The sequence below is a fragment of the Plantibacter sp. VKM Ac-2880 genome (assembly GCF_015351235.1).
Classification (GTDB): Bacteria; Actinomycetota; Actinomycetes; order Actinomycetales; family Microbacteriaceae; genus Plantibacter.
This window is the reverse complement of the sequence record NZ_JADKSJ010000001.1, coordinates 2,303,129-2,319,175: the sequence shown is the minus strand read 5'-3', so window position 1 is coordinate 2,319,175 and position 16,047 is coordinate 2,303,129. Positions and strand designations below refer to the sequence as shown.

Below are 16,047 nucleotides of genomic sequence, written 5' to 3'. Positions count from 1 at the left end.
CTAGAGGCGGTCCGCGACGTACTCGGTGAGGTCGACGAGGCGGTTGGAGTAACCCCACTCGTTGTCGTACCAGGAAGCGACCTTGACCTGCGTGCCGATGACCTTGGTGAGGCCGGCGTCGAAGATCGAGGAGTGCGGGTCCGTCACGATGTCGCTCGAGACGATCGGGTCCTCGGTGTACTTGAGGATGCCCTTGAGCGGACCCTCAGCGGCGGTCTTGTAGGCCGCGTTGATCTCCTCGACCGTGGCCGGGTTGGTCAGCTCGACCGTGAGGTCGGTGATGGAACCGGTCGGGACCGGGACGCGCAGAGCGTAGCCGTCGAGCTTGCCGACGAGCTCAGGGATGACGAGGCCGAGTGCCTTGGCTGCACCGGTCGACGTCGGGATGATGTTGACGGCCGCAGCGCGTGCACGACGGAGGTCGCTGTGCGGGCCGTCCTGCAGGTTCTGGTCGGCAGTGTAGGCGTGCACCGTGGTCATGAGGCCACGCTCGATGCCGAAGTTGTCGAGCAGCACCTTGGCGAGCGGCGCGAGGCAGTTCGTGGTGCAGGACGCGTTGGAGATGATGTCGTGCGTCGCGGCGTCGTAGGTGCCCTCGTTCACGCCGAGGACGATGGTCGCGACGTCGCTGCCGGTGGCGGGAGCGGAGACGAGGACCTTCTTGGCGCCGGCGGTGATGTGCTTGCGCGCGTCGTCGGACTTCGTGAAGCGACCGGTCGACTCGATGACGATGTCGACACCGAGCTCGCCCCAGGGGAGGTCGGCGGGGTCGCGCTCTGCGAGGACGATGATGGGCTTGCCGTTGACGATGATCTTGTCGCCGTCGAGCTCGACCGTGGCGTCCAGACGACCCGTGATGGAGTCGTACTTCAGGAGGTGGGCGAGCGCCTTGTTGTCGGTGAGGTCGTTGACTGCGACGATCTCGAGGTCGCTGCCCTTGGCGAGGGCGGCGCGGAAGAAGTTGCGGCCGATGCGGCCGAAGCCGTTGATGCCGATCTTGACGGACACAGATGACTCCTGATACTGAGGCGCCAGACGGCGCGATTGTACGGTCTGCTCGGAGTGAGCGCCTCCTCGATTGAGGAGGAAGTGGTCCGTCCCGGCCCCAGGGACCGGGACGGACCGGTCTACTACGACAGTACCAGCAGGCCGTTGGTCTGCTTGCGCGCGACCTCGAAGCGTGCCTGGACGTCTGCCCAGTTGACGATGTTCCAGAACGCCTTCACGTAGTCGGCGCGGACGTTCTTGTAGTCCAGGTAGTAAGCGTGCTCCCAGACGTCGAGCAGCAGCAGCGGGACGGTGCCGGCCGGGAAGTTACCCTGCTGGTCGAAGAACTGCTGGATGTTGATGCGCTGACCGAGGGTGTCCCAGGTGAGCGCAGCCCAACCGGAGCCCTGGACGCCGAGGGCGGCCGCGGTGAAGTGGGCCTGGAACTTGTCGAAGCTGCCGAAGTACTCGTCGACCGCAGACTCGAGCTCGCCCGTCGGCTTGTCGCCGCCGTCCGGGGAGAGGTTGTTCCACCAGATGGTGTGGTTGACGTGGCCGCCGAGGTTGAACGCGAGGTCCTTCTCCAGCTTGTTGACGTTCGTGAAGTCGTTGGCGTCGCGCGCCTCTTCGAGCTTCTCGAGGGCCGTGTTCGCACCGGCCACGTAGGTGGCGTGGTGCTTGTCGTGGTGGAGCTCCGTGATGGTCGCACTGATGTGCGGCTCGAGCGCGGTGTAGTCGTACGGCAATTCGGGCAGTGAGTAAACAGCCATGTTCTGTGTGATCTCCTCGTGTTGTCCCGTGCGCTGTCTGCACACGGCTCTGAGCGTCACGGCCCAGTCTAGCGAGCGGCAACCACGGTGAGACGGGGCTTGTTCCCAGGATGACGAACCGCGACGAGACGTGGTCGGTGTCAAACGACGGGCGGGATCAGTCCTCGTAATCCGCCGGCAGGTTGGCATCGGTCCCGGGGATGCCGAGATCGCTCGCGTGCTTGTCTGCCATGGCGAGCAGTCGACGGATGCGACCCGCGATGGCGTCCTTCGTCATCGGCGGATCGGCGAAGTGTCCCAGCTCGTCCAGGCTGGCCTCGCGGTGGTCGAGGCGGAGCGCACCGGCGTACTGCAGGTGTTCGGGAACCTCGTCGCCGAGGATCTCGAGCGCTCGTTCGACCCGCGCGCACGCGGCGACGGCGGCCTGCGCCGAGCGGCGGAGGTTGGCGTCGTCGAAGTTGACGAGGCGGTTCGCGGTCGCGCGGACCTCCTTGCGTTGACGCATCTCCTCCCAGGAGGTGACGGTGCCGGTGGCGCCCATGAGCGAGAGCATGCCGCTGATCGCGTCGCCCTCACGGATCACGACCCGGTGGATACCGCGGACCTCCCTGGCCTTCGCCGGGACGCCGATCCGACCCGCGGCGCCGACGAGGGCCATCGCCGACTCGTTCCCCGGGCACACGACGTCGAGCGAGGCGGACCGGCCCGGATCCGTGAGCGAACCCGTCGCCAGGAACGCACCGCGCCACACGGCGGAGAGCTCATCGCGCGAGCCCGTGGTCAGTCGGTTGGGGAGCCCGCGCACCGCGCGACGGCGGGCGTCCAGGAGGCCTGTCTGGCGCGCCAGGGTCTCGCCACCCTCGATGACCCGCACCACGAAGAGGGTCGGCTTACCGGAGCTGCCAGGGTTCTGCACGAGGATCTCGCTGCGGATCCCGTACAGCTCGCCGATGTCGCGTCGCACGCGTTGCGCGAGGGTCGGGCTGTCGAGTTCGGCCTCGATGGCCACGCGCCCGGAGATCGTGTGCAGTCCGCCGGAGAACCGGAGGAGCGAGGCGAGTTCGGCCGCACGGACCGAGTTGCGGGTCTCGCGGACGAGCGCCAGTTCGTTCTTGACGTCGGCGGTGAGGGCCACGGTGGTTCCTATCTGTCGTGATCGCGCCGTCGGAGTGCGGCGGCGATCCTGCATGTTCTCGACCCGGAGGCGTGGTGCACCCGGATCGCGTGGGCTCGGACGCGGATGCGCCCGGCCCGATGGGCGTCATTCGCGCCCGAGGTCCCGATGCCGGACGTGCACGGCGACGCCGGACTGGCTCCGCAGCCGGTCGGCGAGTTCGAGCGCGACGGCGACCGAACGGTGCTTACCGCCGGTGCATCCGACGGCGATGGTGACGTGCCGCTTGTTCTCGCGCTGATAGCCGGCCAGCACCGGCTCGAGGGCGTGCGCGTAGCTCTCGAGAAACTCCGACGCGCCCGGCTGGGAGAGGACGTACTCGCTGACCTCGGCGTCCTGGCCGCTCAGCGCACGCAGCTCCGGGACCCAGAACGGGTTCGGAAGGAACCGCATGTCGGCCACGAGGTCCGCGTCAGGCGGGAGCCCGTACTTGAAGCCGAAGCTCAACACGGTCACCTGGACGCCGGGCGTCTCCGCGCCGGCGAAGAGCTCACGGGTGGTGGTGGCGAGTTGGTGGATGTTGAGGTCGCTCGTGTCGATGATGACGTCGCTCGACTCCCGGATCTCGCTCAGGCGATGACGCTCGGCGACGATGCCGTCCAGGATCGTCCCCTCGCCCTGCAGGGGATGTGGTCGGCGGACGGCTTCGAACCGACGCACGAGTGCCGCATCCGTCGCTTCGAGGAAGATCATGCGGAGGTGGGTGCCGCCTCGGAGCGCCGGGACGATCTCCTGCAGGTCGCTGAAGAAGTCGCGGCCGCGAACGTCGACGACGGCCGCGATCCGCGGCAGACGCGAACCTGCGCGCTCGGCGAGGTCGACCAGGGGCCGGAGCATCTGCGGCGGCAGGTTGTCGACGACGTACCAACCGAGATCCTCGAGAGCGTTCGCGACCGTGGAGCGGCCGGCGCCGGACATCCCGGTGACGATGAGCACTTCCTGCTGATGCTGCGGCTGGCCCGGGGTCATCGACACGCTTTCCTCGAAGGTTTGAACTCCCAGCCTACCCATTCCTGGGGCCGACCGAGGGCCCCGTGGAACCCGAAGCCAAGGCCTCGTACACGGTCGCCGCCAGTTTGCCGCCGATGCCCTTCACCTCCTCGATCTCCGCCGGTGTCGCGGTCTTCAGCCGTGCGACGGAGCCGAAGTGGCGCAGGAGCTCACGCACCTTCGCCGGGCCGAGCCCCGGGATCTCGCCGAGGACGGTAGAGATGTCGCGCTTGCGCTTCTGACGCTGGAAGCTGATCGCGAACCGGTGCGCCTCGTCGCGCACCCGCTGAAGGAGGAACAGGGACTCGCTCCCCCGCGGCAGGATCACCGGGTACGGATCGTCCGGGAGCCAGATCTCCTCCAGCCGCTTCGCCAAGCCGCACAGGGTGATCCCGGTCAGACCCGACTCCTCGAGCGCCCGGGCGGCGGCCGCGACCTGCGGTTGCCCGCCGTCGACGATGAGCAACTGCGGCGGATAGGTGAACTTCCGCCGCTTGCGCTCGCCCGTCGTTTCGTCGACCGTCTCGACCGGTTCGCTCGACGTGAGGTGGGCGAGGCGACGGGACACGACCTGGTAGATCGAGTCGGTGTCGTCCGTGGACTCGGCGACACCGAAGCGACGGTATTCGTCCTTCCGGGAGAGCCCGTCCTCGAACACCACCATGGAGGCGACGATATTGGTACCGCCCAGGTGCGAGACGTCGAAGCACTCGATCCGGAGCGGCGCCTCGGTCATACCGAGGGCGTCCCTGATGTCCTCGAGTGCCTGGGTCCTGGCCACGAAGTCGGAGCTGCGACGGGTCTTGTAGAGCATGAGGGCCTGTTTGGCGTTGACGACGGCGGTCTCCATGAGCGTCGCCTTCTCGCCACGCTGGGCGACCCGCACGGCGACCTTGGAACCGCGGCGTTCGGCGAGCCAGTCCTCGAGGCTCGCAGCGTCGTCGGGCAGCTCGGGAACCAGGACCTCGCGCGGGACGTCCGGCCCGCTCGCAGCGGCATAGACCCGCTGGACGACGCTGTCGACGAGTTCCGCCGTCGACATGTCGAGTTCCTTGTCGACGGTCCAGGAACGGACACCGCGGATGCGTCCGCCGCGCACGATGAACTGCTGCACGGATGCCGCGAGCTCGTCGTGGTCGATGCCGAAGAGGTCGGCGTCGACGGCGTCGCGGAGTACCACGGCGCTCTTCGCGAGCACCTGGTCGAGCGCCTGGAGCTGATCCCGGTACACCGCGGCCGACTCGTAGTCCTGGCGAGCCGCTGCGGCCTTCATCTCGGCCGTGATCCGCGTCGTGAACCGGCGGTCGTTCCCCACCATGAACGAGACGAAGTCGTCGACGATGGCGCGATGCTCCTGGATGGACACCTTCCCAGAGCAGGGGCCGCCGCAGCGCCCGATCTGGCCCGGGAAGCACGGCTTCCCCGACGTCATGGCGCGTTTGTACGCCGAGTCCGAGCAGGTGCGGATCGGGAAGACCTTGATCATGAGGTCGACGGTGTCGTGGACGGCCCAGATCTTCGGATACGGACCGAAGTACTTGGCTCCGGGGATCCGGGTGTTCCGGGTCACCATCACGCGCGGTGCCTCGTCGCCGAGGGTCACGGCGAGATAGGGGTAGGACTTGTCGTCGCGGAACTTGACGTTGAAGGGCGGGTCGTACTCCTTGATCCAGGTGTACTCCAACTGCAGCGCCTCGACGTCGCTTCCGACCGTCGTCCAGGTCACGCCCGTCGCGGTCGTGACCATCCGCCGGGTGCGCTCGTGCAGGGTGTGCAGCGGTGCGAAGTAGTTGCTCAACCTCGCGCGGAGGTTCATCGCCTTGCCGACGTAGAGGACCCTCCCCGAATCGTCACTGAAACGGTAGACGCCGGGCAGGGTGGGGATCTCCCCTGCCTTCGGCCGGTACGCCAGGCCGCTCCCCCCGCGGGCAGCCGCCACGTCAGCCCGCCTTGCGGCTGCCGCCGGCCTCTGCCTCGAACAGTTCGTTCAGGAAGAAGCCCGTGTGGCTGCCGGGGACCGTCGCCAGGTGCTCAGGGGTGCCCGTGGCGAGGACCGTCCCGCCGCCGGCGCCGCCCTCGGGTCCCATGTCGATGAGCCAGTCCGAGGATTTGATGACGTCGAGGTTGTGCTCGATCACGATGACCGTGTTGCCCTTGTCGACGAGCCCGTTGAGGACGAGGAGCAGCTTGCGGACATCCTCGAAGTGCAGGCCGGTCGTCGGCTCGTCGAGCACGTAGACGCTCCGGCCGTTGCTCCGGCGCTGCAGTTCGGTCGCCAGCTTGACGCGCTGAGCCTCGCCACCCGACAGCGTCGTCGCGCTCTGTCCGAGCCGGACGTACCCGAGTCCGACCTCGACGAGCGTCTTGAGGAAGCGGTGGATGGAGGAGATCGGCTCGAAGAAGTCTGCCGCCTCGGCGATCGGCATGTCGAGCACCTCGGCGATGTTCTTACCTTTGTAGTGGATCGTCAGGGTGTCGCGGTTGTACCGCGCTCCCCCGCACACCTCACAGGCGACGTAGACGTCGGGGAGGAAGTTCATCTCGATCTTGATCGTGCCGTCACCCGAGCACGCTTCGCACCGGCCGCCCTTGACGTTGAAGCTGAACCGCCCGGCAAGATACCCACGGACCTTCGCCTCCTGGGTCTCGGCGAAGAGGTTCCTGATCTTGTCGAACACGCCCGTGTAGGTGGCCGGGTTCGACCGCGGCGTGCGACCGATGGGGGCCTGGTCGACGTGGATGACCTTGTCGAGGTGCTCGAGACCGGTGACGCGGGTGTGCTTGCCGGGCAACTTGCGCGCACCGTTCAGCTTGTTCGCGAGCACGCGGTACAGGACGTCGTTGACGAGGGAGGACTTGCCGGATCCGCTCACGCCGGTGACGGCCGTCAGGACACCGAGCGGGAAGTCCGCGCTGACCTTCTTCAGGTTGTTCGCCTGCGCTCCGATCACCTGGATCTGGCGCTTCGTGTCGATCGGGCGGCGCTTCGCCGGGATCTCGATGGCCTTCCGACCGGACAGGTAGTCGCCGGTGAGTGACTCGGTGTTCGCCTCGAGTGCTTCGTAGGAACCGGAGTGCACGACCTTGCCGCCGTTGACCCCGGCGCCGGGGCCGATGTCGACGATCCAGTCCGCGGTGCGGATGGTGTCTTCATCGTGCTCGACGACGATGAGCGTGTTGCCGAGGTCGCGGAGCGCCACGAGGGTCTCGATGAGCCGGCGGTTGTCGCGCTGGTGCAGGCCGATGCTCGGCTCGTCGAGGACGTAGAGGACACCGGTCAGGCCGGAACCGATCTGCGTCGCGAGGCGGATGCGCTGCGCCTCACCACCGGACAGCGAGCCCGCGGTGCGGGCGAGGTCGAGGTAGTTGAGACCGACCTGGATGAGGAAGTCGAGCCGCACCTTGATCTCGCGGAGGACCTGCGCGGCGATGTGGGCCTCGCGGTCGCTCAGTTCGAGACGGTCCATGAACGCACGGGCGTCCGACAGGCTCAGCTCGGCGACCTCGGCGATGCTGTGCTCGTGGATGAGGACCGACAGGACCTCGGGCTTCAGGCGGCGTCCGCCGCACACCTGGCACGGGACCTCTCGGAGATACTCGGACCAGCGCACACGCTGGCTGTCGGTGTCGGCCTGCAGGTACTGGCGCTCGATGTACGGGATGACACCCTCGAAGCCTGACGAGTAGCTCATCTCGCGTCCGAAGCGGTTCTTCCACTTCACCTTGACCTTGAAGTTGTCGCCGCGGAGCACCGCCTCCTGGACGGATGCCGGCAGGTCTCGCCACGGGGTGTCGAGCGAGAAGTCGAGGTCGCGGGCGAGACCGTCGAGCAGCTTCTCGTAGTACTGGTACAGCCCCTTGCCCTGCGTCGTCCACGGGACGATGACGCCTTCGTTGATGCTGAGCTCCTCGTCGCCGAGGAGGAGCTCGGCGTCGACGGACATGCGCGTGCCGAGGCCGGAGCACTCGGGGCACGCACCGAACGGCGCGTTGAAGGAGAACGTCCGTGGCTCGATCTCGGTCAGCTGCAGCGGGTGGTTGTTCGGGCAGGACAGCTTCTCGGAGAACGTCCGCCACGCGTCGTCGCCCTCTTCGTCGACGAAGTTGATCGTGACGAGGCCGTCGGTGAGCTGGAGGGCGGTCTCGAGCGAGTCGGTGAGACGACCGAGAATCTCGGGGCCGGCCACGAGGCGGTCGACGACGACGGCGATGTCGTGCTTGACCTGCTTCTTCAAGGTCGGGGGCTCGGCGAGCTGGATCGCCTCGCCGTCGACGATAGCGCGGGCGAAGCCCTTCGCGGAGAGCTCCTTGAAGAGGTCGACGAACTCGCCCTTCTTCTGGCTGACCACCGGGGCGACGATCTGGTACCGGCGGCGCTCCTCGAGCTCCATCAGCTGGTCGGCGATCTGCTGCACCGTCTGGCGCTGGATGACCTCGCCGCAGACAGGACAGTGCGGAACACCGATGCGCGCCCACAGCAGACGCATGTAGTCGTAGACCTCGGTGATCGTGCCGACGGTCGACCGCGGGTTGCGGTTGGTCGACTTCTGGTCGATGGAGACGGCCGGGCTCAGACCCTCGATGAAGTCGACGTCCGGGCGGTCGACCTGACCGAGGAACTGCCGCGCGTACGCCGAGAGCGACTCGACGTAGCGTCGTTGCCCTTCGGCGAAGATCGTGTCGAAGGCGAGGGAGGACTTCCCGGAGCCCGACAGGCCGGTGAAGACGACCAGCGAGTCGCGCGGGATCTCGAGGTCCACGTTCTGGAGGTTGTGCACGCGGGCACCGCGGACACTGAGCGTTGAGTGGTGATCTACCTTGGCAATTGACACCCTTCGAGTCTACGCAGCACCACCGACACCGGACTCCCGAGCGGTGTCTGTGGTACTGCGCTCTCAGCGAAGCCTTGGCTAGATGTGTCCGGCCTTCGCCATCTGCCGCAACTCCTGCTTGAGTTCGGAGACCTCGTCCCGGAGCCGGCCTGCCAGTTCGAACTTGAGTTCCGCTGCGGCGGCGAGCATCTGGGCGTTGAGGTCGGCGATGATCGACTCGAGATCGTTCGCACCTTCGGCGGCGATGCCCTCGCGTCGGAGGTTCGGCGTCGGGCTCTTCTTCTTCCCGTTGTCGCGTCCGGCGAGCAGCGCCGCGGTGTCGGCGCCTTCGCGCGCCAGTGCCTCGGTGATGTCGGCGATCCGCTTGCGCAGTGGCTGCGGATCGATCCCGCGTTCCTCGTTGTACGCCACCTGCTTCTCGCGGCGGCGATCGGTCTCCTCGATCGCGCGCTTCATCGAGTCGGTCAGGACGTCGGCGTACATGTGGACCTCGCCGGACACGTTGCGGGCTGCGCGACCGATGGTCTGGATGAGCGACGTCGACGACCGCAGGAAGCCCTCCTTGTCGGCATCGAGGATGGCCACGAGCGAGACCTCGGGGAGGTCCAGCCCCTCGCGGAGGAGGTTGATGCCGATGAGGACGTCGTAGACGCCCTGCCGGAGTTCGCTCAGCAGCTCGACCCGGCGCAGGGTGTCGACGTCGGAGTGCAGGTACCTGACGCGGACGCCCGCCTCGGTGAGGAAGTCGGTGAGCTCCTCGGCCATCTTCTTCGTGAGCGTGGTGACGAGGACGCGTTCGTCGCGCTCGGCCCGGACGCGGATCTCCTCGAGGAGGTCGTCGATCTGCCCGTTCGACGGCTTGACGATGATGGCCGGGTCGACCAGACCGGTCGGGCGGATGATCTGCTCGACGATGCCGTCGGCGATGCCCATCTCGTACTTGCCGGGCGTGGCCGAGAGGTAGACCGTCTGACCGACCCTGTTCTTGAACTCGTCCCAGCGGAGCGGACGGTTGTCCATCGCGCTCGGGAGTCGGAAGCCGTGCTCGACGAGCGTCCGCTTCCGCGACGCGTCGCCCTCGAACATCGCGCCGATCTGCGGGACGGTGACGTGTGACTCGTCGATGACGGTGAGGAAGTCGTCGGGGAAGTAGTCGAGGAGGCAGTTCGGGGCCTCGCCGGCGGAGCGGCCGTCGATGTGGCGGGAGTAGTTCTCGATTCCCGAGCAGAACCCGATCTGCTGCATCATCTCGAGGTCGAAGGTCGTCCGCATCCGGAGCCGCTGCGCCTCCAGGAGCTTGCCCTCACGTTCCAGGGACTGCAGCCGCTCGGCGAGCTCCTCCTGGATGGTGCCGATGGCGCGCTGGATCGTCTGCGGGCTGGCCGCGTAGTGCGAGGCCGGGAAGACCGAGACCGCGTCGAGCTTCTTGACGACATCTCCGGTGAGCGGGTGGAGGGCGTACAGCGCCTCGATCTCATCGCCGAAGAACTCGATGCGGATCGCCAGCTCCTCGTAGACCGGGATGATCTCGATGGTGTCGCCGCGCACGCGGAAGTTGCCGCGGGAGAAGTCGACGTCGTTGCGGTTGTACTGCATACCCACGAACTTGCGGATCAGCCGGTCGCGCCCGATGTTCTGGCCGACCTGCAGCGCCGCCATCGCCTCCAGGTACTCCTCTGCTGCCCCGAGACCATAGATGCACGAGACGGTCGACACCACGATGACGTCGCGACGGCTCAGCAGCGAGTTGGTGGTCGAATGGCGCAACCGCTCGACCTCGGCGTTGATCGACGAGTCCTTCTCGATGAAGGTGTCGGTCTGCGGGACGTAGGCCTCAGGCTGGTAGTAGTCGTAGTAGGAGACGAAGTACTCGACCGCGTTGTTCGGCATGAGTTCGCGGAACTCGTTCGCAAGCTGCGCCGCGAGTGTCTTGTTGTGCGCGAGGACGAGGGTCGGACGTTGGACCGCCTCGATCAGCCACGCGGTGGTCGCCGACTTGCCGGTACCGGTCGCGCCGAGGAGCACGACGTCGGTCTCGCCGGCGTTGATACGCCCGGACAGCTGCTCGATGGCGGCGGGCTGGTCGCCGCTCGGCTCGTAGTCGCTGATCACCTCGAAGGGGCGGACGGCGCGTGTTGGTTCCATACTCCGAGTCTACGGAGGACCACCGACAGCACTCCCCCGCTTCGCCCACAGCGGAGCGAGGGGTCCGGCTCAGGCGCCGGCGTCGCGAGCGGCGTCCGGTGCGGCGCCCGACAACGCGCGGCCCCACACCGCGTCGACCTGCTCGAGCGTCTGCGCGAGGGTGCCCGCCGTGTCGATCACGACGTCGGCGACGGCCGCGCGTTGCGCTTCCGTCGCCTGCGCGGCGATCCGACGTTCAGCCTCGCCCCGCTCGAGCCCGCGCAGTTCGACGAGACGATCGGCACGCACCGTTTCGGGTGCCGAAGCGACCACCACGAGGTCGAACTCGTCGGCACGGCCGGTCTCCACGAGCAACGGGACGTCGTAGACGATGATCGCCGCCGGGTCTGCCGACGCCTCGGCGATCCTGGCCTGTGAGCGGCGCTTGACCTCGGGGTGGACGATCGCGTTGAGATCGGCCCTGGCCTGGTCGTCGGAGAAGACGACGGCGCCGAGAGCCGGACGGTCGAGCGCGCCGTCGGGACCGATCACGTCCGGCCCGAACCGCGCGGCGATGGCCGCCAGCCCAGGAGTGCCCGGTTCGACGACCTCGCGGGAGAGCACGTCCGCGTCGATGACGACGGCTCCGTGCTCGGCGAGCCGGGTCGCGATGGTCGATTTGCCGGAGGCGATACCGCCGGTGAGGCCGATGAGGTACATGCCTGCCAGCGTACCCGTGGCGCCATCGAGCTTTTCGGGTGTGCCCCGGACAACGCAGCAGGGGGCCGCCCGAAGGCGACCCCCTGCTGGACACCGACCGAAGTCGGTGCGGTGGTGACTAGTTGCTCGAGAGCTTCTCGCGGAGTGCCGCGAGGGACTCGTCGTCGGCGAGCGTTCCGCCACCGGCGGAGTCGCTCGAGAACGAGGAACCGGCCGACGAGGAAGCGGTCGACGAGGAGGCCTGGTTGGCCTCTTCGACGGCTGCAGCCGCGACCTGCTTCTTGTGCGCTTCCCAGCGAGCCTGGGCGGCAGCGTAGTCCTGCTCCCACTTCTCGCGCTCGGCGTCGAAGCCTTCCTTCCACTCCTGCGTCTCGGCGTCGAAGCCCTCGGGGTACTTGTAGTTCCCGAGCTCGTCGTACTCCGTGAGCATGCCGTAGAGGGCCGGGTCGAACTCGGTCCCCTCGGGGTCGACACCCTCGTTGGCCTGCTTGAGGCTCAGCGAGATGCGGCGACGCTCGAGGTCGATGTCGATGACCTTGACGAAGACCTCTTCGCCGACCGACACGACCTGCTCGGCGAGCTCGACGTGCTTCCCGGAGAGCTCCGAGATGTGCACGAGGCCCTCGATGCCGTCTGCCACGCGGACGAACGCACCGAACGGAACCAGCTTGGTGACCTTACCCGGTGCAACCTGGCCGATGGCGTGGGTGCGGGCGAAGACCTGCCACGGGTCCTCCTGGGTCGCCTTGAGCGACAGCGAGACGCGCTCGCGGTCCAGGTCGACCTCGAGGATCTCGACGGTGACTTCCTGACCGACCTCGACGACCTCGCTGGCGTGCTCGATGTGCTTCCAGCTGAGCTCGGAGACGTGGACGAGACCGTCGACGCCGCCGAGGTCGACGAACGCGCCGAAGTTGACGATCGAGGAGACGACGCCCTTGCGGACCTGTCCCTTCTGGAGGTTGTTGAGGAAGGTGGTGCGGCTCTCGGACTGCGTCTGCTCGAGGAGCGCACGGCGCGACAGGACCACGTTGTTGCGGTTCTTGTCGAGCTCGAGGATCTTCGCCTCGATCTCCTGGCCGAGGTACGGCGTGAGGTCGCGGACGCGGCGCAGCTCGATGAGCGAAGCCGGGAGGAAGCCACGGAGGCCGATGTCGACGATGAGGCCGCCCTTGACGACCTCGATGACCGAACCGGTGACGACGCCGTCGGATTCCTTGATCTTCTCCACGTCGCCCCAAGCACGCTCGTACTGCGCGCGCTTCTTCGACAGGATCAGACGGCCTTCCTTGTCCTCCTTCTGGAGAACGAGAGCCTCGATCGTGTCGCCGACGTTGACGACCTCGGAGGGGTCGACGTCGTGCTTGATGGAGAGTTCACGCGAGGGGATGACACCCTCGGTCTTGTAGCCGACGTCGAGGAGGACCTCGTCGCGGTCGATCTTCACCACGGTGCCCTCGATGAGGTCGCCGTCGTTGAAGAACTTCAGAGTCTTTTCGACCGCTGCGAGGAAGTCCTCAGCAGATCCGATGTCGTTGATTGCGACCTGCTTGGGGGCGGTCGTTGCGCTTGTCATGTAGTAATTGCTCCAGGTGGACAATGATTCAGGCCGTGCCTCGCGCACTGCTCCGGACCCGTGGATGACCACGGACGTTGATCGGGGCGATGCTGTTGTGTGAACCGATCCGGGGATCGGGATCGCTCTGCGAGACGGGCAGGCGGATAGGACGCCACAATTGTGACAGTCCAGTCTAGCGAGATCGAGGGCCTGCAGGCAAGCCGCGTGCTTGGACGATGTCGCGCAACGCTGGCTCCAGGATGGGGTGCTCGAACCGGTAGCCTGCCTGCAGTAACCGCTCGGGCAGCGCCCAGCGACTCTTCAGGACGAGCTCGGTCTCGGTGCGCAGGAGGAACATCCCGACCTCGAGGAGCCAGCGGGGCGCCGGGATGCCGATCGGCATCCCGATCGCGTAGCGCAGGGTCCGCATGAAGCCGCGGTTGTCCGTCGGATCCGGCGACGTCACGTTGACGGCGCCGTCGAGTTCCGGGTGGTCGCGGAGGAACCGGACGATGCCGATGACGTCGTCCAGGTGGATCCAGCTGAACCGTTGCCGGCCGTGGGGTGTCGTGAACCGGTGACCGGTCCCCGCGGCCCGACGCGATCGTGAACGGGGCCAGCGACCGTCCAACTGCGGTCCCCCGAGGCCGAGACGCGCCAACCGCAGCAACGGGGTGAGCGCTCCCCCGTCACCGAGCACGATGGCGATCCGGAGAGCCACCCGTCGCGTGTCCGGCAGGTCGTCGGCGAACAACGCCTGCTCCCACGCCGTCGCGACGTCCACGGAGAACCCCGATCCGATCTCGCCGTCGGTTTCCGTCATGGCGCGGTCGTCCGCGTCACCGTAGATGGTCGCCGTCGACGCGTTGATCCAGAGCGGAGGAGGCGAGGCCGCTTCGCGGACCGCTTGCGACAGTTCCGTCGTCGTGTCGACGCGTGACCGCAGGATCGCGGCACGGTTCGCTGCGGTGTACCGGCAGTTCACGCTCTTCCCCGCCAGGTTGACCAGGAGGTCGGCGCAGTCGACCAGCCGCGCGATGCCCGCTGGATCGCCCCACCGGGCATCGGCCGCACCTCGACCGATGACGGAGACCGTTGCGCCGTCGGCCCGGAAGGACTCGACGAGCCGACGCCCGATGAACCCCGACGCTCCGGCGACGACGATCCGCTCGGACGTCATTCGAGCATCGCCGACCGCAGCGTGTCGAGCCCGACGCCCCCGAGGTCGAGCGCTCGACGGTGGAAGTCCTTGATGTCGAAGGCGTCCCCAGCACGGCGGGCCGCGTCGTCGCGGAGCTGCTCCCAGATGCGCTGCCCGATCTTGTAGGACGGTGCCTGTCCGGGCCAGCCGAGGTAGCGGTTCACCTCGAAGCGGACGAACTCCGGAGACATGTTCACATTCCGGCCCATGAAGTCGAAAGCGTACTCGGCGGTCCAGGTGCCGCTCCCATCGGGGAGCCGCTTGCCGAGGTGCACGCCGATGTCAAGGACGACCCGGGCAGCACGCATCCGCTGACCGTCGAGCATGCCCAGCCGGTCGGCCGGGTCGTCGAGATAGCCGAGCTGCTCCATCAAGCGCTCCGCATACAGCGCCCAACCCTCCGCGTGTCCGGAGGTCCCGGCGAGCTGCCGGCGCCAGAGGTTGAGGGTCTTGCGGTTGACGACCGCCTGACCGATCTGCAGGTGGTGCCCGGGAACGCCCTCGTGGTACACCGTCGTCAGCTCGCGCCAGGTGTCGAACTCGGTGACGCCGACGGGGACCGACCACCACATGCGGCCGGGACGCGAGAAGTCGTCGGTCGGGCCCGTGTAGTAGATCCCACCCTCCTGCGTGGGGGCGATCATGCACTCGAGCGCGCGGATCTCCTGCGGGATGTCGAACTGGGTGCGGCCGAGTTCTTCGACCGCGCGGTCGCTCGTCTCCTGCATCCAACGCTGCAAGGCTTCCGTGCCGTGCAGTTTGCGCGCGGGATCCTGTTCGAGGAAGGCGACCGCCTCCTCCACCGAGGCTCCGGGCAGGATCTCGTTCGCGATCGATTCCTGCTCGGAGACCATGCGCGCCAGCTCCTCGATCCCCCACTCGTAGCTCTCGTCGAGGTCGACCGTCGCGCCGAGGAACCGTCGAGACTGCAGGGCGTACAGCTCGCGGCCGATCGCGTCCTCCTCGGTCGCGGCCGGCATGAGTTCGTGGGCGAGGAAGTCGGCGAGGCGGTTGTAGGCGACGGCAGCGGCGCCGGCGCCGGTCGACAGCTCTCCGGCGAGCGAGGCCGGGAGCTGGCCGTCCTCCGGTCCGGCTTCCGCGGCGAAGCCGATGAAGAAGCCGTCGTCGGCGCCGGTGCGGAGCACCTGGTCGTAGACCTCCTTCACCTGGCGTCGTGCTGGGGTGATGCCCTTCGCGATCCCCTCGCGGAGCGTCTCGATGTAGCCGTCCACCGCTTCGGGCAACGCACCCAGACGGGTGCTGATCGTGCTCCAGTCGTCGACCGTGGCCGTCGGCATGAGGTCGAAGACGTCGCGGAGCTCCTGCGACGGCGACGCGATCACATTCAGATCCCGGTACTGCAGACCGGCTTCGGACGAGGCGAGGTCGAGCTCCAGCTCCGCGGTGAGGTCGGTCTGGGTGACGCGATCGACGGCGTCGACGGGTGTGGCCGATCGAAGCGTGTTCAGCGTGCGCGAGACGGCCTCGACGTAGGCTTCGTGCCCGGCCGGCGACGTGTCGCCGTAGCGTCCGCCGACGTCCGTCCGGCCGATGTAGGTGCCGACCTCGGGCCGCAGCTGGACGAGCGTCTCCACCCAGCTTTCGGCGATGGCGTCGATCGGTGTGCTCTGGCGAGGTTCTTCGTGAGACATGCCGACGAGCCTAGTCCGCGCCTCGGACGCGCACGCGGC

Annotated in this window: 11 protein-coding genes; all 11 read right to left on the bottom strand. The window is 67.5% G+C overall.

Annotated elements, in window-relative coordinates; all coding sequences use genetic code 11:
• Positions 1 to 1,008: a type I glyceraldehyde-3-phosphate dehydrogenase gene (gene gap, locus ITJ57_RS11135; protein WP_056005669.1), complete on the bottom strand. Its 1,008-nt coding sequence runs from the start codon at positions 1,006 to 1,008 to the stop codon at positions 1 to 3.
• A gap of 122 nt (positions 1,009 to 1,130) precedes the next feature.
• Positions 1,131 to 1,757 (bottom strand): superoxide dismutase, encoded by a 627-nt coding sequence (locus tag ITJ57_RS11130; RefSeq protein WP_056005672.1) that lies wholly within the window; start codon positions 1,755 to 1,757, stop codon positions 1,131 to 1,133.
• 157 nt (positions 1,758 to 1,914) lie between these two features.
• On the bottom strand, positions 1,915 to 2,892 hold the full coding sequence (gene whiA / locus ITJ57_RS11125; RefSeq protein ID WP_056005675.1) for a DNA-binding protein WhiA: 978 nt from the start codon (positions 2,890 to 2,892) through the stop codon (positions 1,915 to 1,917).
• Positions 2,893 to 3,018: 126 nt separating this feature from the next.
• Positions 3,019 to 3,900, bottom strand: coding sequence for an RNase adapter RapZ (rapZ, locus tag ITJ57_RS11120; RefSeq protein ID WP_194670049.1), 882 nt, complete (start codon positions 3,898 to 3,900; stop codon positions 3,019 to 3,021).
• A 34-nt stretch (positions 3,901 to 3,934) separates the two neighbouring features.
• Complete coding sequence (gene uvrC / locus ITJ57_RS11115; RefSeq protein ID WP_194670048.1) at positions 3,935 to 5,860, bottom strand: excinuclease ABC subunit UvrC; 1,926 nt, start codon at positions 5,858 to 5,860, stop codon at positions 3,935 to 3,937.
• A 1-nt stretch (position 5,861) separates the two neighbouring features.
• The gene (gene uvrA / locus ITJ57_RS11110; protein WP_194670047.1) at positions 5,862 to 8,753 is read right to left on the bottom strand and encodes an excinuclease ABC subunit UvrA; all 2,892 of its coding nucleotides are present in this window, start codon (positions 8,751 to 8,753) and stop codon (positions 5,862 to 5,864) included.
• 78 nt (positions 8,754 to 8,831) lie between these two features.
• Positions 8,832 to 10,898, bottom strand: coding sequence for an excinuclease ABC subunit UvrB (gene uvrB, locus ITJ57_RS11105; protein WP_194670046.1), 2,067 nt, complete (start codon positions 10,896 to 10,898; stop codon positions 8,832 to 8,834).
• 69 nt (positions 10,899 to 10,967) lie between these two features.
• A complete protein-coding gene (gene coaE / locus ITJ57_RS11100; protein WP_194670045.1) occupies positions 10,968 to 11,597 on the bottom strand; it encodes a dephospho-CoA kinase in 630 nt (209 codons plus the stop codon).
• Between the two features lie 118 nt (positions 11,598 to 11,715).
• Complete coding sequence (gene rpsA, locus ITJ57_RS11095) at positions 11,716 to 13,173, bottom strand: 30S ribosomal protein S1 (protein WP_056005690.1); 1,458 nt, start codon at positions 13,171 to 13,173, stop codon at positions 11,716 to 11,718.
• Between the two features lie 175 nt (positions 13,174 to 13,348).
• Positions 13,349 to 14,335, bottom strand: a complete 987-nt coding sequence (locus tag ITJ57_RS11090; RefSeq protein ID WP_194670044.1) for an epimerase — start codon at positions 14,333 to 14,335, stop codon at positions 13,349 to 13,351.
• Positions 14,332 to 16,008, bottom strand: coding sequence for a DUF885 domain-containing protein (locus ITJ57_RS11085; protein WP_194670043.1), 1,677 nt, complete (start codon positions 16,006 to 16,008; stop codon positions 14,332 to 14,334). Before ITJ57_RS11085 ends, ITJ57_RS11090 begins: the two co-directional genes overlap by 4 nt.
• Positions 16,009 to 16,047: the final 39 nt, after the last annotated feature.